Genomic DNA, 18,349 nt, shown 5'->3' on the forward strand with positions numbered 1-18,349 from the left:
GGCAACGTCACCGTCCTACCCGAAATGATCCAAGCGAGATCAATGCAGGGTGTGGCGACCGAGATCGAGATGATTCCACAACAAGTTCATCCCAAGTGGAAGTTGATGCTTGTACTTTACGCGATGATTGCTGGCGCCGTAGCTAACGTTTACATGCTGATCACCGCGATACAATTTTTCGCCAATAATTGACGCTCCATCTTTTTCAGACGCTCCATCTCCTTTGGAAGAGCAATCGAATATAGCATTTTCAATGTAAATGGCGCGGCGGAATGGGACTAATCCGTTCGCCCGCTTTCCTTCATGGTACTCGTTGTCATCTCCGTAAGCGACAAGGACATCCCATCTAGCGTAGCGGGTGGCAAAGGAGCGATGGTGGCCCTGCTATTGCGAGCGGGGTGTCAATTTTCATGTCTACGCCTATGCCTGGAGATAGAAGCTTTCAGTTGATCGAGGCGGTTGCGGATCGCATCGAGGGTGCGCCAGTGGCGGGGCGCCGGCGCTGGTCGGATGCCTTCAAGGCGGAGATGGCGGCGCGGAGTTGTGAACCGGGCGCGAACGTTTCGGCGCTGGCCCGGGAGATCGGAATCAGCCCGTCGCAGTTGTTTGGATGGCGTTCGGTTTTGGTCCGGAAAGGCGCAATTGAGCGCCGTGACGCGGCGGGTTGCGGGGTCAGCTGTGAGCCGCAAAGGGCGCCGTCGCGGGTCATTGAGATCGACGTCAACGGCATGACGGTTCGCGCTGACGCGGATGTTGACGAAGCACATTTGCGGCGTTTTCTGCGCACGGTGCGTTCGGCATGATCCCGGCAGGCGTAAAGGTTTATCTGGCGAGCCACCCGGTCGACTTCCGCAAAGGAATCGATGGTTTGCTGGCGCTGGTGCGGGATGCTGGCTCGGATCCGTTCGATGGCGCACTGTATGTGTTCCGGGCGAAACGGGCGGACCGGATCAAGATCGTGTGGTGGGACGGCAGTGGCGCGTGTTTGTATTTGAAGCGGCTGGAGAAGGCACGATTTGTCTGGCCGCCGATCGGCCATCATCGGGTCCAGCTGCATCATGCCCAATTGATGGCTTTGGTCGACGGGATGGATTGGAAGCGGGTCCAGGCGACACCGATGGTGCGTCCGGAATCAGTCGGCTAGATATCGCTGCGGCACAGTGAATCAGGCCGCGAAAGCAGCGGGCAAACCATCGCCGGGTGTGCTCTGATTGGACATGGGGTCCCCTGAACCTGAGCTTCCGGATGACGTCGATGCGCTGAAGGCGATGATCCTCGCCATGGATGCGCAGCGGGCGCAGGTCGAGGCGCGGAATGTCGAACTCGAACAGCGCAACACCCATCTTGAGGCGATGACCAAAGCCGCCGACGAGCGCATTGCGCGGCTGACGGCGACGATCAAGGTCCTGGAACGGGGCCGCTTCGGTCGCCGCTCCGAACGGCTGGGCGCCGATGCGCTGAGCGAAGAGCAGTACGCGTTGGTGTTCGATGAGATCGCAACCGGCGTGGCGGCGATCAGGGCGCAACTCGCCAAGGCGGCGGGACCGTCGAAGAACCCGCGTGCACCGCGTCCACGCAAGAACTTTTCCGATCATCTCGAGCGAGTCGAGATCGTGATCGAGCCCGAGGTCCCGGTCGGTTGCGAGGGGCTGGAGCGTATTCTGATCGGCGAGGACGTCTCCGAACGGCTCGACGTGACGCCGGCGAAGTTCCGGGTGATCGTCACGCGCCGTCCCAGATACGTCTACAAGGGCTGGGATGGGGTTGCGCAGGCGGCTGCGCCCGCCCGCATCATCGAGAGCGGCATTCCGACGGAGGCGCTGCTGGCGCAGATCGCGGTGGCGAAGTATGCCGATGGCCTGCCGCTTTACCGCCAGGAAGCGATCTACGCGCGCGACAAGGTCGAGATCGACCGGGCGTTGATGGCGCAGTGGATGGGTCGGATCGGCTTCGAACTTGAGCCGCTGGCCGAACATCTGCTGCTGCGGATCAAGCAAGGCGAGCGGATTTTTGCCGATGAGACGACCTTGCCGACGCTGGCGCCGGGATCGGGAAAGACCAGGACAGCGTATCTTTGGGCGTATGTCCGGGACGATCGCCCCTTCGGCGGCAGCGACCCGCCGATGGTGGCGTATCGCTTCGAGGACAGTCGCGCCGGTGCATGCGTTGCCCGTCATCTGGATGGCTATAGCGGCATCCTGCAAGTCGATGGATATGCCGGATATCGGCGACTGGCCCGCACCGATCAGGGCAACGACGGCGTGACGCTGGCCGCGTGCTGGTCGCACGTGCGGCGCAAGTTCTATGAACTGCACGTCGCGGACCAGTCAGCGATCGCTTCGCACACGATCGCGCTGATGGCACCGCTGTGGACCATCGAGGCGGAGGTCCGCGGCCACGATCCCGAAATACGGATGAAAACGCGCCAGGATAAGTCCGCTCCCACCGTCGCCGCTCTCTTCGCGCTGTGGGAAAAGGAATTGCCGAAACTGTCGGGCAAGTCGAAGCTCGCTGAAGCGATCCGCTACGCCGTCTCCCGGCGCGGCGCACTCGAACGCTTCCTCACCGACGGCCGGATCGAAATCGATTCCAACACCGTCGAGCGTGCGATCCGACCGCAAACGATTACGCGCAAGAACAGCCTGTTCGCCGGCAGCGATGGCGGCGGTCAAACATGGGCGACCATCGCGACCCTGTTGGCGACAGCCAGAATGAACCAGGTCGATCCACTGGCCTGGCTCACCCGCACTCTTGAACGCATCGCCAACGGATGGCCCAATAGCCGTATCGATAAAATCATGCCGTGGAATTATCCACGCTGAACGGCCTCGGCTTCTCGCTTACTCATCTCCTGCATATCCAGGATCTGAACCGTGTCCGTCGGCCAACGCTTCTTGATCACGTGAGCTGCTGCATAGGCAGCCTGCTTGTCGTCTCGGAAGGTGCGGTTTACGCCGTTGACGAGGATATGGTAGCCCTAGTCGTCTTTCAGAATTCCACTTTTCATAAAGGCTGAGATAGCCGATTCCCGATTTTCTGAATGCGCTATGGTGCGCCCATGTAGGAACGCCTCATCAACTCTCCCGCGACTTTGGCGTTTATTCTGCATGGGCGCCGCTCAGACGTTGGGCGAAATAAAGCCCGCGATTGTGCGGAGCACGTCTTGTATTCGAGCCGCGCATTGCCAATTGAGGTATGTACCTGAGAAATCATTTTTGGGTTATTTCAAACGAGGACAATAAAAATGACAAACGAACCTCAGAAGACTCTCTCTCCCGATACGAAGCAGCCGGCGCAGAACCCGCAACAGAGCCAGGGCGATCCGAAGTCCGGCAGCGAAAAGTCTGACAGCCAGCAGCAGAAGTAACTGGCCCGAAAACGAAAGAGCCCGGCTTAGCAGCCGGGCTTTTGATATCTGCCAGTCCGGAGACAGGCGTTCTAGAAACAGAAAGAACCATGTATACACATCGTTTCGGACAAAAGATTAGACTGCCATCTACTGTGCAGATTAAACATCAGATTTTGATTTTAATGCTCAAGGACGAGATCAAAGCTGTTCCCCATGGATCACGTTTTGATGAAAAGAAGTCACCTGCATTGCTCAAATTACTACACTTGATAGATGCATGCGATGGTTCTTTCCACGTCGGTTCAGCTTGACGCATTCCGTCGATCAAGGGTTTTTTGCGGTAGACGGCATCGGTGCATGTTCACGGTGGGTGTGCAGGAAACGCGCGATCTGCCCGCGCAGATCGCCGGTACGCAACAATTCGCCCATCGAACTGGCACTATCGAAAAGCTCGCGGCGCAGCTTTGCGGGGATTGAGTTCCATTCCATGATCACCGCGGCACCAAGGCAGCGCAGTATATGCTCTTCGCCGTCCGCAATAGCGGCATGATCTGACGGCACCCATGCGCTTTCCGGCGCCCGTATGGTCTTTTCAAAATTCTTGGACAGCCATTCCTCGTTATTAGCTAACTCTGCGAAAGTGCGCTCAAGAGCTTTGAACTCGCGGATCTCGGCGGGGATTTGGGCCTGATTCGCACGTTTTCGATATTCTTGCTCCGTAGCTCGATATTTTGATGTGAACATGACGCCTCCTCCTGCGACAGGAACATACTGCGCTAGTGGCCACCGGGCGGCTGGACGTCAATGTCCGCTCGTCAGTGACACCCTCATATATGGATGATGAGGAGGACTTACGAGTAAATTCATGGCCACTGCGCAACCACAACTAGGCAGTTGATAAATGTCGCAGATAAATTCAATCGAGTGTCAAATGACGCACCAATTGAAAAAAGTGGCACCCTTCCGAGCAGCAAAAGCCTTGAGCTATCACGATTAGGTGCAGGGCCACCCTGCACCTCGCAATAAGGCCATTCGTGCCTATATCAGTACATCGCCGACAAACAGCCAATTCCGATAAGTCCGGGTCGCAGCGAATGGAAAATTCCAGCGCTCCCACCCGCCCACAGGTGGATCATGCCTCCAATTCAAGTCTATTCAGACGCGCACATTTTCCGCAACAAATCTGACCAGTGTCGTAATCTTGCGAATAAGACACGCTCCTTGCGCGATGGAAGTCGCTATCGAAAGATGGCACAGGCTTATTGGACGTTAGCTGCAACAGAAGACTGGCTCGCCGGGAAAATTGCCCCCTGTGAACAGGGGCACACCACATGACACTCTCCACATCTTTCGACACGCTCGCCCTGACTGCAGTTTTTATTTTCATCGCTGCGGTTCTGATCGGCGCCCTTTAAGTGCAACAGGAGAGGCCGCGTGAAGGACAAAGCAAGGAGAGATGCCTCTCAGAAAATCGCGAACAGCTACGCCCCCCGCCCTCAACACAGCCTCGTCATGTCCGCCATGGTTGGAGCTGTGCTTGCGGGGCTAGCTTTGTTGCTCTTTGGTAAGTTCTACACCATCAACATGGCGGCGCATCCCGTCATAGTCGGTGCTACCATCTGCTCAATAGCGGCGGGGTCGATTGTCGTATGGATCGTTAGACTACGTCAGCACAAAAACGCACATCGCAGAGAGTACGATAAGACAAACCCGGGTTGACACAGTTGCTACCATCATTGGGGCAGCGATCTCCCACATAGGAGCCGACATGGCCAGGATTCCAGTCAAGTTGCGTGAAAAGTCTGCGCCTGAAGAGGAAGCGATGTCGCAGACAAATGTCGCTGATGCAACAATTCAGAAGAAGCCTGAAGCCGAGGTCATATCCTCGCAAGCGCGAAAGCCTGAACTCGGGCGCTATTGGCTGCAAGTTGATCGCCAGACAAAGCGATCGTTTGACACACCTGCTGAAGCTGAAGCGGCAGGGCTATTGATTAAATCGGCCTTTTCTCAGCTTCAGGTGTCTGTATACGACAAGGAGGACGGCGCGAACAAGATTTTGGAGATACCCGTCTAGACTCCATGGCGAAGTAAGTCCTCATGTCGCTTTCTGCGACATCATGATACGGATGTTCGGAACTAAATCGATATGTTTGCCGGACAAATCGCGATTCCGTAGTTTGCGCAGCGCAACGGGACCAGTCAGGAACGATGGGTGTCCTAGTTCGTTTTCTGCATATGTTTGACTTGGCGACACTCATTACCTTTATTGCATCGCTTGTGGCGGGCATCGCGTCGCTGATTGGAGCGGCCGCCAAGCTCGCCGTGGCGTTAAAAAAAACAGGTAAGTGTTGGTTGTTGTGGAGCGTCGTCCAACGTTGACAATCAACATTGACGGTAACTGTACGCATAAGCAATGGCGGCTTAGTTGGCGAGCCAGTCCTGCACGGGCAAGCCCTAACTCGTCGCCATCACAGCTTCGGCTGAAGGCCGTAGCGACGCTCCAGCGACTTGTTCAAACGACTCTCGCCGCTATCGACGAGACCGGCGCTGGTGTCGTCGACCTGCCGGCGCATGATGACGTCAATGCGGCTTCCATCTGGCGACCGACGAACGTCCGCTTTATCACCGCCAGGCGCTTCATGGACGTGGATCTCCATGCCCGATCCACCGCCGCCGATGCGTGAGAGACCATCCATCACTCTCATGGTGCGGCCGGTGAGCTGGCGGGTCAGCACCGCCTCGCCCTCTTCGAGAATGCTCAAGAAGTTTCGCGGGCCAAGGCCGCTATCCGCAATCGGAATCGGACCTATCTTGGTCCTCGGACCGAACCCGACCATGCCGGCGATGCCGCCGCTGTCGTACTTGCCGCCGGTGAACATGCCTCCGATTGCGCCGAAAAGACCCCCCACGCCGCTGGGGCCAACATTGCCTCTCCCAAACGGGCCTGTTCCCAGAAGCGCAGCTTGAACGACTGCCTTCATAAGGTTCTTTGTGATGTCTTTCAGAACATCGTCGAATTTTTCACCGCTGAGCGCGAGCCGATCGAACGCATCGAATGCAGTCTCCGCAAAGAAGCGCTGCCGCTCATAAAGTCTCTCAAGACTGTTTTCCGCTTTCTCCAGACCCACGACATGGGTCGCATATTCATTGGAGAGGCGGGCGATCTCCTCTCTACGTTGAGCCGTGACCTGCGCGCCTGCCCGCTCGGCCGCGGTCAGAAGCTGGAGTTCAGCCCGGGATCTGGCTTGCTCGAACGTGCTGGCACCAATGGTCCTGGTCTGCCGCTCGATTTCTGCTGATCGGGTGCTGATCGATCTTGTGGCTCGCTCATACTCGTTGAGCGTTGCCGCGTTGTCCTGCTTGGCTGCTGGTGGCTTGAAGTCGGCCAGCGAGACTGGCTTCACCGACGGCACGTAGGGAGCACGGCCTTCCTGCGACAAGGCAAATTCCGGAATCCGTCGCGCGCTTGCCTGACTACCCGAGAGAAACGAATTCACCGCGGCCCGCGTCGTGGCACTGATGGCTTGTTCCTCTTCGCGCAAGGCCTTCACGGTCGCTTCAATCATTGAGAGACGCTGGCGGTCAACATCAAGGCCCGTTGCGGATGCCGTTGCCCGCGCGTCGGCAAGCTGCTTCTCCCAATCGGCAATTTCCTTTGTCAGCGAGACAAGCTTGCGAACCTCTTCGCTGTCGGCACCCGGCACATTGAGCGCCCCTGCCCGCAAAGCCTCTTCGGCGGAAAATTTTACGTTGGCGAGACGGCCCAGGAGACCGAAGAACGGATGAATTGCCAGGCGATCAAAGTATTTTTCAGTTCCTTTAAGTCGTGAGTTCAGAGCGTCGATCACTCCCGGCACGCGATCGATCACCGAAGCCACATTGTTTAGGTTTTGCGCAAAAGACTTCGATGCTCCGACCGTTTCATCAATTTTACCCACCAGGCCGATGAAGGAATTCGAAATACGGTTCGTTGCCTGTCCGACAGTGGCCTCCGTCATTGCAGCCTGAGCGCTCAATTGAGGCATACCCGCGAGAAATGCCCGGAAGAACGCCTCCGAGGATACTTTGCCCTCGAGCACAAGCTGGCGCAGCTTTGATACCGAATTGCCTGCTTCCAGAAGGCCAGCAGCGACCGCCTGCAGTATTGGGCGCGCGCCTTCGTTGACTGAGTTGAATTCCTCCGCTCGGACCGTACCGCTGCCCAAGGCTTGCGAAAGCTGCAGCAACGCTCCTGAAGCTTGTTCGGCATCGGAGCTCGAAACACGAAGCGCGAGCGCGACACCGTCGGTAAATTTCATCAGATCGGCAGACGAAGCGCCAAGTTCTTTCTGGACCTGCGATGCGCGCGAATAGAGGACTGCAAGCGGCGCGATGGCAGCGCCGTGTCGCTGTGCGATATCCGTCAGGCCTGAAATCGTGCTCTGAAGTTCCCTGCCCTGCAATCCTGTGACTTTAAGCTGGTTCTGAAGGGTAACGTACTGGCCAGCCGCTGACGTGATCGCGCTGACGGTTCCAGCCGCCGAAATGCCGAGACCAGCGACACCAAGCCCGCGAACCATGAACGCCTGTGCGTTTCCCAACGATCTATAGGCGGGCACCAATGTGGCGATCGACTTTGTCATCGCCGCATTGTGGGCAGTAACGGTCGCCAAGTGACGAGAAGTGTTCCTGCTGAACGCCGTGACGGTCCGTTCGCCACGCTGAAAATCACCGACGAACCGCTGCAGGTCCGCGGTCAATCCAACGTAAATGCTTCCAATTTGCGCGGCCATGGTTGCCTCACATTGTCACGACGTAGTTCTGTGGATCGAAGGTTTCGGATTCAAATATCGAGCGCCCGTTCTGCCCTGCACTGGCTCGTGATACGGCCATCGCGGCCGCGACCGCGCCATCGATGCTCAGCCAGCGTTTGGACTTGTGAAGGCTAGTTAGGTGACCGTGTTTGTTTCTTTCTGCCTCAGCATTGGCAAAACAGAACCGTAAAACGGGGTGCCCACCGTGGCGGAACCGTCCGGAAACAATTGCGCGTTCCAACTCAGTTAGCGCCGGCATCATGAGGCTCGGCACCTGCCTGAAATCCACAACAGGAAGGCCGTCCTCCAAGAGCTGAGGTTGCACCTGGCGCGCCAAGTAGGGATCGAATGCGATCTCCTGCACATCGAAACGATCGCACAGGTCGCGGATTGTGCGCTCGACCGCCCTAAAGTCGACGACGTTCCCCTCGGTTGTCGTTATCAATCCTTTGTTGGCCCAATCCAAGTAGGGCGCGCCCGTGCGGTCCTGGCGTTCTTGGAGGTTCGCCTTCGGACAAAAGAACCACGGCCGCACCGTGTAGCCGTCGTCATCGTCTCGCCAGACAGCGAGGATGACCGTCAGATCGGTGGTGGACGACAAATCCACGCTCAGCCAACACGGCCGGCCCTTCAAATCCGCAAGGCTGATCTGGTCACTGGCCTGATCATAGGCGGCCATATCGACAAACGGAGATAGCGCGTTATCGAGCCAAAAATTCAAATTGTACTGTTTGAAGTCATCTTCCTCGCCGGGCTTGTGCATTGCCTCTCGCACGGCCCCGCGCATTTCTTCGAGAACGGGAAATCCTTCCGTTAGCCCTGGATTGACGTAGTGCCAGAGATCCTCGTCTCGCCAGTCCGCGTTTGGCGGCGGCTCAAATATAATCGGCAAATAGGCGTCGTTTGGAATTTCGCCGGACGCTACGCGTCTAGCGTATTGGTATTCATCCCAAGCGAGACCCGTTTGGCTACGGCCGGCGGTCGTGGTGATGCAGAGCAGAGTTCCGGGGCTCTTGATCAGGCCAGTCTTTAGGGCACGCCAAAGTTTGCGGTTCTTGAAGGTATGCAACTCATCGAGGAAGACCGCCGACGGCGTGCTGCCGTGAGAAATATCGCCCTCAGCGGAAAGAAGCCGCAGCGTCGAGCCGGCGTCCTGGTGCTCCAGATAATCGCTGCGAATCTTCACCTTCTTTCTCAACGCCGGCGTTGAGCGCACCATGCCCACGGCTTCGTCGAAGGCGTATTCCGCTTGTTCCTCGCCACCGGCACCAAGCATAACCTGGCCAAGCGCAACCTTCTCGTGGCCCATCGAATGCAGCAGCCCCAGACCGCCACCAATCGTGGCTGTCTTGCGGGCCCCGCGCGGAATCATGATGAAAACGGTTCGGACAATGCGCCTGCCATCGAGGTGGCGTGGCCCGTAGATCCGGCGGACTATGCGCTCCCAGAAGCGGGGCAGACCGAAGCCTCGGTCCTGTGCAGTCGACAGAGGATGCTTCAGCGCACGGAAAAATCCGACCGCCCGCTCGCCATGACCGAGAGGATCCGGGATCGGCGAGTCATCAAACACCCAATGCGGTCGCGTCGCTGTCTGGCTTTTCATCGTGGCCCTGCATGCCCTTGCGAGAGCGCGCGGCCGGCGACAGGCCAAGCTCGCCTCCCAGCCTCGCCACGATCTCGTTTGCCTTGTTCATCAGGCCGTGAGCAGGATGCGGCTTGGGTTCGCCAGTCTTGGTGCGGACGAAGGCGCCATCTTTCTCGATAGCTTTCACACACTCCGCTATCTGCCAAATTGCGATCACGTATGACGCGATTAGAGGCAATGTGCTGTCGTGCAGCAGTTGTCGAGATCGAAGATCGGCAACGACTCGATCCCAATCGGGGCGTGCTGACTTCGGAATGTGAGACGGAGCTGGCGGAAGATCTGACAAGCCGCCCTCGATTGGCTTCAGTTCGGGATATCTGCCGCGCATTCACGTCTGCGCCTCGCAGACTATTTCCACACCTTCGCGGCGGCCGATTTCCCGAACGCCTTTCACATCGTATTGCGTGCCCTCGCAAATGACGCGGTCAGTGACATACACGGCGATATATCTTGTCTTGAAGGTCACCGCGCTGAACCCGTAGCGCTCCTTCGTGTGCTCATCGAAGCGCTCGGCCTCGCTGTTTTGCTTCTTGCCGGCCCAGACGCGATGCACGGGAAGCCATTCGTAGCGGGGCTCGTTGAAATCGTCGCGGCCGACGATCGTCGGCCTGAGGACCGAAATTATGCGATCCATGGAGCCTGCGGTCGGCATCAGCGTGCTACCTTTCTTGCAAGCTTCGCCGCCCTCGCCTCGATGGCAGGTCCGATACGCTCTCCGAACCGCTGAACGACAAGCTCCTTGGTTGCTTCGAAGGCCATGCGCAAGAAAGGCTTTGGCGTCGTTCCGGGATGCAGTGTGTCCGGGAACTGACCAGCGTTGGGATGCGGATCCGTCCCGAGCTCGACCAGATGCGCGTACCGGACCGCAGGACTGCCCGCACGCGGTCCAACGAGGTACCTCGGCCTGGTGCGCGGCGAGCGGTTGTCGCGCTTGATTGTGAGTGCGCGCTTGAGAAGCCCCGACAGGCTGATGTCCATCCGATCGATATTCAGCTTTGCTTCTGCCAGGAGCGGTCGCAGCGCATAGCGGCTCGCTTCGTTCGCTGGCGTAGCCACGTAGCGCGCCAGCTCTCGGAAGGCCGCTACGGTCTCGCGATCACCTCTGACATAGCGGGTGGCCATCAGAGTGCCCACACCCGGTAGTTTTCGAGCGCGTTCACTGCGGAGCGAGGCAGCATGAAGTACTGTGCCGCGGGCGTGATCGACTCCCGGAAGGCGTAGCGTGCGGCTACAATTTCCAGAATTGCGCTGCGAATAGTTGCGGGGACGTCCTCGGGAGTGTCGCCGTATCCTGCCCGGAACGTGATCAGGACAGCTTCAACATAGTCGCCCGTCTCCGGCCAATACGAGCCCGCCAGAGGCTCAATACGCCCTTTTCCTTCGTCACCGATGCCGGCAACCTGAAATGCCGTCTCAGGGAGCGTCTGAAGGGTGCCGGCAGGATCACGATAGGAGACTTCAAGCACTTCCTGAAGTGGCGGAAGTGGCAGTTCAACGACTCGCGGGAAGCGGTGGAGCCGCAATTGCCAAGTCTGGGTGATCAGCGCGCGCGACAGCAGACCGTTGATGCCGTCGACCTCTCCAATGGCCGCCTCGATCAACCCTCTGACGTGCGCCCGGTCCTCAGGGGCTTCCTCAGGCGGGCTAGTGCCCTGGTCAGCCAAAACCAGCCGGAGGTGATCCCAGACGGTTTGCTCGCTTACGGCCAAGGCCTGTGGGGCGCTGATCAGCTTAAGGCTCATCGGGCCCTCCATTTCCGGGGGCCGAATTCAAAAAAATCGCGCGCGACGGAACCCCCGCCGGTCCCGGCCTGTTTGGCAAAGTTTTGAACCGCCCCCCGCTCATGCGTGCGCTCTCCTCTCTTCACGCTGCTTCCTCGAGCTGTGACACTGGAACGCCATCGCCTGCCAATTGCTGCGGTCCCAGAAGAGCTCCCGATTACCCTTGTGCGGCTTGATGTGGTCGACCGTGTCAGCGCGGCGGCCGCAACCGCATGCGCAGTAGTAGTTCTCCGACTGCAGCAAGAACGCGCGCGATGCACTGTCCCACTCGGCTGTGTAGCCACGCTGGCGGGCAGACGGTCGACGCGCGTCGTGGCGCGCCTTGCGCTCATGCTCCCGCTTGCGTTCGCACGGGCATTGAGAGCCCGACGCGATGCGATAACCGCATCCGCATATCCGTGGTGCACGCATTGACATGCATCGCTCCTATTGAGGCGGCCGACGCTGAAAGGAAGCGCCGGCCGCTGTGAGCCCTTAACCGCTGAGGACGGCTGGTGCTCGCGATCCTGTCGGCCTTGGCTCCCACTGTCCCTTATGGGTGGCGCCGGAGAGGCCGACTTGCCGATGTTGGACCGACCGCAACGGCCCTCAATGAACACGGCGCCAAGCTCGTTTAGGCCGCTCCCTTCAACAGAACGATCGCTTCCGATTGCACCTTCTTGCCGCCGACGCGCCTCCGTGCGCGGATCTTCACGATGCCGTTGTCAGCGCCGGTGTAATCGTCGCGCATGATCTGCACTCCGACGCGGTCGACGATGCGATAGGCAGAAGCGAAGTCACCGAAGGCGATTGGATAAGTGTCTTCCGTCGGTGAGCCGCCGTGCTGCAGATCTTCCATGTCCACGGCTTCGCGTACCGGACGTCCCAGCAATGTCGCTGGCTGGCCATTTGCCAAGCCATCCGACCAGAGTGTTCCTTTGGTCGTCGTATCGGCCGCGGCGCGAATAATACCCATGGTCTTGCGGTTCATCTGCCACGCGCCGCGGGCCGCGTAGGCAGTCGGCAGTTTGTAGTAGAGTTCGATGATCCGTTCGATGATATCGGAGCCATCCTGAGCGGCACTCACCTGCTGATAGTCGGCAGGCGAATACAGAAAGCCCGTTGGCTTGCCGTTGCCGTCGCCAGTGACAAATGCCGCAGATTCTGCCTTGCCGAACTGCTGACCGATCTGGCCCGAGATATACGCGGACAGATCGATCATGGCGTCTTCGAGCAACTGAACGCTGATCGGCACGATTACCGCATGCTCGAAGGTCTTGATGTTGAGTTGGTCAAACACCGGCTCGCTAGACGGGCGTGCGCCGGTCTCGGTTACCCAGCCGCCCGCGATCTTCCCGGTAATGACCGGCAGATAGACTTCGGTTGTCCCGACGCCCATGATCGAGGCGAGCGCACGCATCGGGCTGAATTCAGTGATCGCCTCGATGATTTGTGTGGAATATTCGGGGGCAACGACGTAGCCGCCTGCCGCCGGAGTGGTGAGATTGAGAGTCTTGCGCTCCATGTCGTCCAGGGCGGCAGGACCAAACCGAAGGAACGTGTTGAGCGCTTTCCTCTCCAGAATGAGCGCCTCTTCCTTGCTGGCCGGTGCGGCCGCGCCAGGGCGCTGGACTTTGGCCTCGAGCTTGTCGATGCGTTCAACGACCTTGGCAATCGTCTTTTGCTCAAGATCGGTAAAGCGCGTGTCTTGTTTCTTCTGGAAATCTCCGAACTCGGTCGTGAGGCCGTCTAGGGCCTGCATCACCGGATCTTTCCCATCAACTTCCTGTGCGTTCTTTGTTTCAAGAGCTGGATTGACGTGCTTCATCGTCTGGCGGCCTCCTCGCCGCGGAGTGCCGCCTGGGCACGGTTGATAGCCCCCACTACCGCGCGCGCGTAATCGTCATCGCCCTTCACGCTGGCGATGCTAGCGCGTGGATTCATCGGGAACACGACCACGGAGATTTCGCGCAGGTCTATTTGTTCTAGAAAGCGAATGCCCTTCACCCGATCGATGCGATCCTTGATCGAACGATAGCCAATCGACAGCGCATCCAAGGCGCCTGCCTTCATCAACGCATAGGTCTCGCGTCCCTTTGTCGTGTCGAGAATAAGTTTGCCTTTGGCCAGGAGGCCCTTGCGATCCTCCTTCAACTCCGTCCAAACCCCGATTGGTTCGGAAGGGTCATGGGAACGAAGCATCTTCACCTTGCCAGCCGGACGGAGAGAAAGTGATTTCTCGAACGCTCCGGGCACGACAATGTCGCGGCCTAGATCTTCGTTGCTGAAGATCGACGCATAGCCGGTGAAAACGCCGTCCTCACCGACCGACTTGGTATCAATCTCGATGGCAAGGCGCTCGTTCATCACCGACCTCCCGCGGCCGGCGCCGGCGCAATATTGGGATTCACAAAGGCATCGCCGCCTTCGTAAGGCGGCATATTCTCCTTGGCGCGAACCTCATTTGGATTCACGACGCGCGCAGCGATCAGCTTGGTATAGCCTTCGGTCCGTGCGGCAAAATCAGCGCGAAGCAGATCATCCGTGATGAAATCAACGATATGAGTTTTGCGTTCCTCACGGCTCAGAAGCGTCCGGACATATCCGGCTTGCCACTGACGGAGCCACTCCAAGAGAGATGCCAACCATTCCTTTGCGGCAGCTTCTGAGTTGTTCCAGGTCGCACGGCCGTAATCCATAATGATCATCGGCGGTATGCGGAACAGCCGGGCAACCTCTTCGATAACGAGCCGCCAAATCTCAATCAGTTGCGCATCAACGCTCGTCAAGGCGGTTTGTGTGTAGTCAAAGCCATCCGTCAGAATGATCGCCTTTCCGGCGTTGCTCGATCCCGCATGCTGAGCTTCGAGCAATTTTCGGATGTTATTGATCGCTACCTCATTGAGGTTCTTTTCCGTTCGGAGAATGCCTCCCGGCTTCGCACCGTTCGAAAATAGACGTGCAACATGCTCTTGCACCGCTGACGCAATGCCGATGGTTTCGCGGCCAATCTGGATTGCTGCCTCACCTTTGAGGCCATTTAAGCTCAATCCAGCGATGTGGATTATCTCGTCATAAGCGTAGACGCGTTCGACGCCCGCCCTACTGCGATAGAGATACTGCGGCTCGCCCGTGACCTCGTTTTCTCGCGGCGTCACGCACTTTGGATCAAGGCGAATAAGCTCTATAGCTCGGCCAGTGACTTTGTTGGCCAGGGCATAGCCATTTCCTTCCAGCAGCGCGTCGACAGTGACTTGCTTTCGAAGCGCGCCCGCGGATTGCCAGTCGGACGCCCACGAGTGCACGAGCTCGAACGCGGGATGATTTGGATCCTGTTCTTTGCCACCCCCCTCAGTGCGACGAAACACCTTGCAAGGTAGCGTTCCAACCGTGTCGCTGATCGCTTTGACTGCGCATGCCACCGCGGGCACGCGAAGCGCGCTCACAGGCGTTATGTGCTTGCCCGCCGCCGTCGGTGCGGAACCAAACAGCTCGAACAGCCACGGCGCCGGCGCTGAAATCGCCGCGCTTTTTCGCTCGGAAGCGTGCTTGAACCAGTGGAGCATGCGCGGACAATGAGTCCACGTGAGTCACCATGCAAGTCAGCCTTAAAACGCTGTTTCAGGTTGTTGCGGCAAGTTTCATGTTGTTCGCGTTTCGACTCACATTCGCGAGGCAGTGCGCGTCACTCCGAATCACTGCGCTAGAAATCAGCTTCTGGAATCGCGCAGTTCGGGCGAACTCCACATCAATACCGAGCTTGAGGTAGACAACATCGAATGCGCCACTTTTGCGCTTCGAGGATTTTTCCAACATCACGAACCGGCCGGCTGAACGCCTCCGGCGTATGGGGGGCGCCGGCCGGTTCTGCTCAGCGCCCTGGGCTATCGGTTCTTGCGGTGTGGCACAGGTCCGTCCACCTACTGTCCTATTCCTTAGATTGTGGGTGGACACACTTGTGCCAGGCATTGGACAGCCTTTGCGATACCAAGTCCGACGCGAATAGCCGAACTCAGCCCAAGGCTCACGGGCGGAATTGCTTTGAGCTTCATACACTGGTCGCTGGACGGCGCCCTTGGCGGCCCGGGCACGTCTCTTGCGCTCCCTGTCTCGGCGACGCCGGTCATCCGCTAGCCGGCTCTTCCGCTCGGCCGCTACTTCGTCAACGCCGTGAAACGTTCGGAGGCCAAGGAGGAGCTTTTCCTCCGTCGTCACGTCGAGAAGGCGGCCCGCGACAGTCGCGTTAATGGGGCGATAAAACCTTCCCTTCCGCTCCATAATTGCGGAGGTTCGGCGGATTGCTCGCATCGCCGTCGCCTCGTCAATCTGAATGCCGACTTTCTCGGCCAAATCTGCAAATGTGAAATAGTCCAGCCCCCTCCTGCTGAACACGACAATATCGGCAATTATCGTTGCCCACGCCTGCGGATCAAATAACGCTGTGTGATGTTCAGCTCTATGGGCAACCAAGCTTCCAAGCTCCGCTCTTCGGCGGAACATTCGGATATGAAGGCGCGACAACCTTTTGATTGTTCGCGTCTGGCTTGCGGTGTTTTGTGACGGATTGTATATTCGTTGCGTGCTGCCAGGCACAATGGTTCTCCAAAAAGGCCCCGCCGTTTGCACCGGCGGGGCTTTTGTTTGCGACCGATTAGGCAGATCCCTCCGGATCCATCTGTTCCAGTCTCCATTTTCTGATCTGATCAAGAGCCATGATTTCGATTTCGTGAGCTCTTGTCTCAACTTCGGAGTCTGAGAGGCCAAGACGAGATAAGCCGTTGCGCAGAATGGCACCAAGTTTGGCTGCAATTGCATCACCTACCCCGGAGCGATCTTTCTCGGGGACGGTCAACTCAACCATCTTGATGCCGCCTAAAAGCGACTCTGCGAAACCTTCCGCGAAAGCTTTGATCTTCTCATCTCTCATCGCTCTGCGATCTCTATCGCTTCATCAATACGGTCGAGTGCGATGCGGAGCGCGTCAGCAATCGAATCAGCGGTGCCGTCGTCCTGCTCTGGCGAGCCATGCGCTGCGAGGTGTCCGACTTTCACCATCCTGCGCGCTGAATTCAGTGCATCGATGATATCAACTCGCTTGCTCATTGTTTATCCTCCGTGAGTGTTGGGTTTGTGCGGCTGGCCTTCCATGCGTTGTACGCGTCGACTCGAAAGCCCACGCGACCAGGCGACAACTGAACTTGCGACGGAAATTCGCCGCGTTTGATCATCCGCCAAATCGTGGCGTAGCCCAGCCCGGAATCGGCCATGACTTCTTTGAAAGAAAGGAAGTGAGGCGTCGGGGGTGGATGGCTAGCTTCAGGTCTACGTTGAGTTCTTGACACTACTGGCATCCTCTCGTTTCGAGGGTGCCTCCGCAGTGGCGGCCCTCAGTTAGGATCTCCCGCTGCGGCGGGTAGAAATCCTTCTGAGAGCCCGAACCATTTCGGACCGTCGATGTCTGCGACTATGCGTCAGACCCAGTGTTCGCTTTCGCGAACCGCGACAACCGAATCATTGCCACGCGTTTCGATCGATTTCAAGAGCTGCGAAACTCATCCAGTCGCTTTCAATTTTTTTTCCAACGCAACGACTTTATTTTCCTTGGGACTGCAAATTAGAAACGCTTCCCACGCATTCATCAACTTGCGACGACGGGCCAATGCGTCACCCCTGCGATATGCCGCCTCTGTAGCGTCATCGAGGGTGTGCGCCAAGGCAGCCTCGGCAAGCTCGCGTGGAAAGGTCGTGGCATCGAATACCCAGTCGCGGAACGAGCTGCGAAACCCGTGCACTGTGAATTGGCCGGCGCCCGCCCTTCTAAGCGCCATTGTCAGTGCCATCACGCTTAGCCCCGTACCTGGCGCTCTTCCGCTGAATACGAACTGATCACTTTCAAATCCGAGAGAAGCCGCCTGTTCGAGTATCTCCAGCATTCGATTGGTAAGTGGTACGCGATGCTCACGTTGCGCTTTCATTCGGACGGCAGGAATAGTCCAAACCTTATCGCGAAGATCAAGCTCGGCAGGAGCAGCGCCGCGGACCTCTCCGGATCTTGCGGCGGTTAGAATGACGAGTTCGAGCGCCAAGTTCGAAATCGTTACCTCAGAGCGAAGCTGTTGGATAAACGCCGGCACTTCTGCGAATGGCATTGCAGCATGATGGCCGCGAGATAGCTTCGTGCGAGCTGGCAGAACGGTACTGAGGTGGCCGCGCCATCGCGCCGGGTTTTCGCCCTTGAATTGGCCCTTTGCCTTAGCTGCGTCGATGACACGCTCAATCCGGCCGCGAAGGCGATGAGCTGTCTCCGGCTTTATATTCCAGATCGGCTTGATGACGCCCAAGACATCGTCTGTTGTCACCTTTGAGACCAGCAAATTTCGCAGGGGCGCAGCGTCTACGGTAAGAGTCGTCTTCCACTGAGCGACGTGCTTCTCATTTTTCCAACTCGGCTTCATCGCTTCAATCAGCGCATCTGCGACGTCGCCGAACGTTGGAACCGCGGTTTCAACTCTTCGCACTACGAGCGGGTTTTGGTCTTGAGCCAGCAGCTCGCGTGCTGCGGCGGCCTTCTTTCTGGCAATGGCTAGACTGACCGCTCTGGCGGATCCCAGACCCATCTCGCGGGTTTTGCCACCCCAGCGGAACAGAAAGACCCAGCGGCGCCCCCCGTTGGGGGAAACCGAAAGATATAGATTGCCGCCGTCTGCATGCCGGCCTGGAGCAGCAACGGTTGCAACGAACCGCGCCGACAATCGGTGAAGGGTGCGCGCCCCCGAAATCGTCATTCCAAGATCCTGCCCTA

20 protein-coding genes are annotated in these 18,349 nt (G+C 58.1%); 6 read left to right on the forward strand and 14 right to left on the reverse strand.

All coding sequences use genetic code 11. The features are described from left to right. The first annotated feature begins 42 nt into the window (after nucleotides 1-42). The 5 genes from RO009_17085 to RO009_17105 all read left to right on the forward strand — a co-directional run bounded on the left by RO009_17085 (nucleotide 43) and on the right by RO009_17105 (nucleotide 3,367). A complete protein-coding gene (locus RO009_17085) occupies nucleotides 43-192 on the forward strand; it encodes a hypothetical protein (GenBank protein ID MDT3686747.1) in 150 nt (49 codons plus the stop codon). A gap of 254 nt (nucleotides 193-446) precedes the next feature. Continuing rightward, on the forward strand, nucleotides 447-803 hold the full coding sequence (locus RO009_17090; GenBank protein MDT3686748.1) for a transposase: 357 nt from the start codon (nucleotides 447-449) through the stop codon (nucleotides 801-803). After that, nucleotides 800-1,144 (forward strand): IS66 family insertion sequence element accessory protein TnpB, encoded by a 345-nt coding sequence (gene tnpB / locus RO009_17095; GenBank protein MDT3686749.1) that lies wholly within the window; start codon nucleotides 800-802, stop codon nucleotides 1,142-1,144. The genes RO009_17090 and tnpB overlap by 4 nt, the downstream gene beginning before the upstream one ends. A 73-nt stretch (nucleotides 1,145-1,217) precedes the next feature. Then, nucleotides 1,218-2,822 carry an IS66 family transposase gene (locus tag RO009_17100; GenBank protein MDT3686750.1) on the forward strand — a complete coding sequence of 535 codons (1,605 nt, stop codon included), beginning with the start codon at nucleotides 1,218-1,220 and terminating at the stop codon, nucleotides 2,820-2,822. A gap of 422 nt (nucleotides 2,823-3,244) precedes the next feature. After that, nucleotides 3,245-3,367 carry a hypothetical protein gene (locus tag RO009_17105; protein MDT3686751.1) on the forward strand — a complete coding sequence of 41 codons (123 nt, stop codon included), beginning with the start codon at nucleotides 3,245-3,247 and terminating at the stop codon, nucleotides 3,365-3,367. A gap of 306 nt (nucleotides 3,368-3,673) precedes the next feature. Here the strand turns inward: RO009_17105 and RO009_17110 are convergent, their stop codons facing one another. Further along, nucleotides 3,674-4,093, reverse strand: coding sequence for a hypothetical protein (locus tag RO009_17110; GenBank protein ID MDT3686752.1), 420 nt, complete (start codon nucleotides 4,091-4,093; stop codon nucleotides 3,674-3,676). A 1,024-nt stretch (nucleotides 4,094-5,117) separates the two neighbouring features. On the opposite strand from RO009_17110, the gene RO009_17115 reads away from it, so the two are divergent. Further along, nucleotides 5,118-5,423 (forward strand): hypothetical protein, encoded by a 306-nt coding sequence (locus tag RO009_17115; GenBank protein ID MDT3686753.1) that lies wholly within the window; start codon nucleotides 5,118-5,120, stop codon nucleotides 5,421-5,423. A gap of 394 nt (nucleotides 5,424-5,817) precedes the next feature. Here RO009_17115 and RO009_17120 read toward each other — a convergent pair whose 3' ends face one another. The 13 genes from RO009_17120 to RO009_17180 form a co-directional block, all read right to left on the reverse strand. Then, complete coding sequence (locus RO009_17120) at nucleotides 5,818-8,121, reverse strand: tape measure protein (GenBank protein ID MDT3686754.1); 2,304 nt, start codon at nucleotides 8,119-8,121, stop codon at nucleotides 5,818-5,820. Nucleotides 8,122-8,128: 7 nt separating this feature from the next. Next, a complete protein-coding gene (locus RO009_17125) occupies nucleotides 8,129-9,745 on the reverse strand; it encodes a terminase TerL endonuclease subunit (GenBank protein MDT3686755.1) in 1,617 nt (538 codons plus the stop codon). Continuing rightward, nucleotides 9,705-10,115 carry a phage terminase small subunit P27 family gene (locus RO009_17130; GenBank protein MDT3686756.1) on the reverse strand — a complete coding sequence of 137 codons (411 nt, stop codon included), beginning with the start codon at nucleotides 10,113-10,115 and terminating at the stop codon, nucleotides 9,705-9,707. Before RO009_17130 ends, RO009_17125 begins: the two co-directional genes overlap by 41 nt. Beyond that, complete coding sequence (locus tag RO009_17135; GenBank protein ID MDT3686757.1) at nucleotides 10,116-10,421, reverse strand: head-tail adaptor protein; 306 nt, start codon at nucleotides 10,419-10,421, stop codon at nucleotides 10,116-10,118. A gap of 17 nt (nucleotides 10,422-10,438) precedes the next feature. Then, nucleotides 10,439-10,909, reverse strand: a complete 471-nt coding sequence (locus RO009_17140; GenBank protein ID MDT3686758.1) for a hypothetical protein — start codon at nucleotides 10,907-10,909, stop codon at nucleotides 10,439-10,441. After that, nucleotides 10,909-11,529, reverse strand: coding sequence for a hypothetical protein (locus tag RO009_17145; protein ID MDT3686759.1), 621 nt, complete (start codon nucleotides 11,527-11,529; stop codon nucleotides 10,909-10,911). The genes RO009_17140 and RO009_17145 overlap by 1 nt, the downstream gene beginning before the upstream one ends. A gap of 99 nt (nucleotides 11,530-11,628) precedes the next feature. After that, complete coding sequence (locus RO009_17150) at nucleotides 11,629-11,985, reverse strand: HNH endonuclease signature motif containing protein (protein ID MDT3686760.1); 357 nt, start codon at nucleotides 11,983-11,985, stop codon at nucleotides 11,629-11,631. 196 nt (nucleotides 11,986-12,181) lie between these two features. Beyond that, entirely contained in the window at nucleotides 12,182-13,375 is a 1,194-nt protein-coding gene (locus RO009_17155; protein ID MDT3686761.1) for a phage major capsid protein, read from the reverse strand. Continuing rightward, the gene (locus RO009_17160) at nucleotides 13,372-13,914 is read right to left on the reverse strand and encodes an HK97 family phage prohead protease (GenBank protein MDT3686762.1); all 543 of its coding nucleotides are present in this window, start codon (nucleotides 13,912-13,914) and stop codon (nucleotides 13,372-13,374) included. The genes RO009_17155 and RO009_17160 overlap by 4 nt, the downstream gene beginning before the upstream one ends. Further along, on the reverse strand, nucleotides 13,914-15,113 hold the full coding sequence (locus RO009_17165; protein MDT3686763.1) for a phage portal protein: 1,200 nt from the start codon (nucleotides 15,111-15,113) through the stop codon (nucleotides 13,914-13,916). Before RO009_17165 ends, RO009_17160 begins: the two co-directional genes overlap by 1 nt. Before the next feature lie 1,085 nt (nucleotides 15,114-16,198). After that, the gene (locus RO009_17170) at nucleotides 16,199-16,474 is read right to left on the reverse strand and encodes a hypothetical protein (GenBank protein MDT3686764.1); all 276 of its coding nucleotides are present in this window, start codon (nucleotides 16,472-16,474) and stop codon (nucleotides 16,199-16,201) included. Next, nucleotides 16,471-16,650 (reverse strand): hypothetical protein, encoded by a 180-nt coding sequence (locus tag RO009_17175; GenBank protein ID MDT3686765.1) that lies wholly within the window; start codon nucleotides 16,648-16,650, stop codon nucleotides 16,471-16,473. The genes RO009_17170 and RO009_17175 overlap by 4 nt, the downstream gene beginning before the upstream one ends. A gap of 449 nt (nucleotides 16,651-17,099) precedes the next feature. After that, nucleotides 17,100-18,332 (reverse strand): integrase arm-type DNA-binding domain-containing protein, encoded by a 1,233-nt coding sequence (locus RO009_17180; GenBank protein MDT3686766.1) that lies wholly within the window; start codon nucleotides 18,330-18,332, stop codon nucleotides 17,100-17,102. Nucleotides 18,333-18,349: the final 17 nt, after the last annotated feature.

It is taken from the genome of Pseudorhodoplanes sp., from assembly GCA_032027085.1.
In the GTDB taxonomy this organism is placed as follows: domain Bacteria; phylum Pseudomonadota; class Alphaproteobacteria; order Rhizobiales; family Xanthobacteraceae; genus Pseudorhodoplanes.

Excerpts from the sequence above, each read along its gene's own strand:
- RO009_17085 (MDT3686747.1), top strand. The coding sequence starts at position 43 with ATGCAGGGTGTGGCGACCGAGATCGAGATGATTCCACAACAAGTTCAT.
- tnpB (MDT3686749.1), top strand. The coding sequence starts at position 800 with ATGATCCCGGCAGGCGTAAAGGTTTATCTGGCGAGCCACCCGGTCGAC.
- RO009_17100 (MDT3686750.1), top strand. The coding sequence starts at position 1,218 with ATGGGGTCCCCTGAACCTGAGCTTCCGGATGACGTCGATGCGCTGAAG.
- RO009_17105 (MDT3686751.1), top strand. The coding sequence starts at position 3,245 with ATGACAAACGAACCTCAGAAGACTCTCTCTCCCGATACGAAGCAGCCG.
- RO009_17110 (MDT3686752.1), bottom strand. The coding sequence starts at position 4,093 with ATGTTCACATCAAAATATCGAGCTACGGAGCAAGAATATCGAAAACGT.
- RO009_17115 (MDT3686753.1), top strand. The coding sequence starts at position 5,118 with ATGGCCAGGATTCCAGTCAAGTTGCGTGAAAAGTCTGCGCCTGAAGAG.
- RO009_17120 (MDT3686754.1), bottom strand. The coding sequence starts at position 8,121 with ATGGCCGCGCAAATTGGAAGCATTTACGTTGGATTGACCGCGGACCTG.
- RO009_17125 (MDT3686755.1), bottom strand. The coding sequence starts at position 9,745 with ATGAAAAGCCAGACAGCGACGCGACCGCATTGGGTGTTTGATGACTCG.
- RO009_17130 (MDT3686756.1), bottom strand. The coding sequence starts at position 10,115 with ATGCGCGGCAGATATCCCGAACTGAAGCCAATCGAGGGCGGCTTGTCA.
- RO009_17135 (MDT3686757.1), bottom strand. The coding sequence starts at position 10,421 with ATGGATCGCATAATTTCGGTCCTCAGGCCGACGATCGTCGGCCGCGAC.
- RO009_17140 (MDT3686758.1), bottom strand. The coding sequence starts at position 10,909 with ATGGCCACCCGCTATGTCAGAGGTGATCGCGAGACCGTAGCGGCCTTC.
- RO009_17145 (MDT3686759.1), bottom strand. The coding sequence starts at position 11,529 with ATGAGCCTTAAGCTGATCAGCGCCCCACAGGCCTTGGCCGTAAGCGAG.
- RO009_17150 (MDT3686760.1), bottom strand. The coding sequence starts at position 11,985 with ATGTCAATGCGTGCACCACGGATATGCGGATGCGGTTATCGCATCGCG.
- RO009_17155 (MDT3686761.1), bottom strand. The coding sequence starts at position 13,375 with ATGAAGCACGTCAATCCAGCTCTTGAAACAAAGAACGCACAGGAAGTT.
- RO009_17160 (MDT3686762.1), bottom strand. The coding sequence starts at position 13,914 with ATGAACGAGCGCCTTGCCATCGAGATTGATACCAAGTCGGTCGGTGAG.
- RO009_17165 (MDT3686763.1), bottom strand. The coding sequence starts at position 15,113 with ATGCTCCACTGGTTCAAGCACGCTTCCGAGCGAAAAAGCGCGGCGATT.
- RO009_17170 (MDT3686764.1), bottom strand. The coding sequence starts at position 16,474 with ATGAGAGATGAGAAGATCAAAGCTTTCGCGGAAGGTTTCGCAGAGTCG.
- RO009_17175 (MDT3686765.1), bottom strand. The coding sequence starts at position 16,650 with ATGAGCAAGCGAGTTGATATCATCGATGCACTGAATTCAGCGCGCAGG.
- RO009_17180 (MDT3686766.1), bottom strand. The coding sequence starts at position 18,332 with ATGACGATTTCGGGGGCGCGCACCCTTCACCGATTGTCGGCGCGGTTC.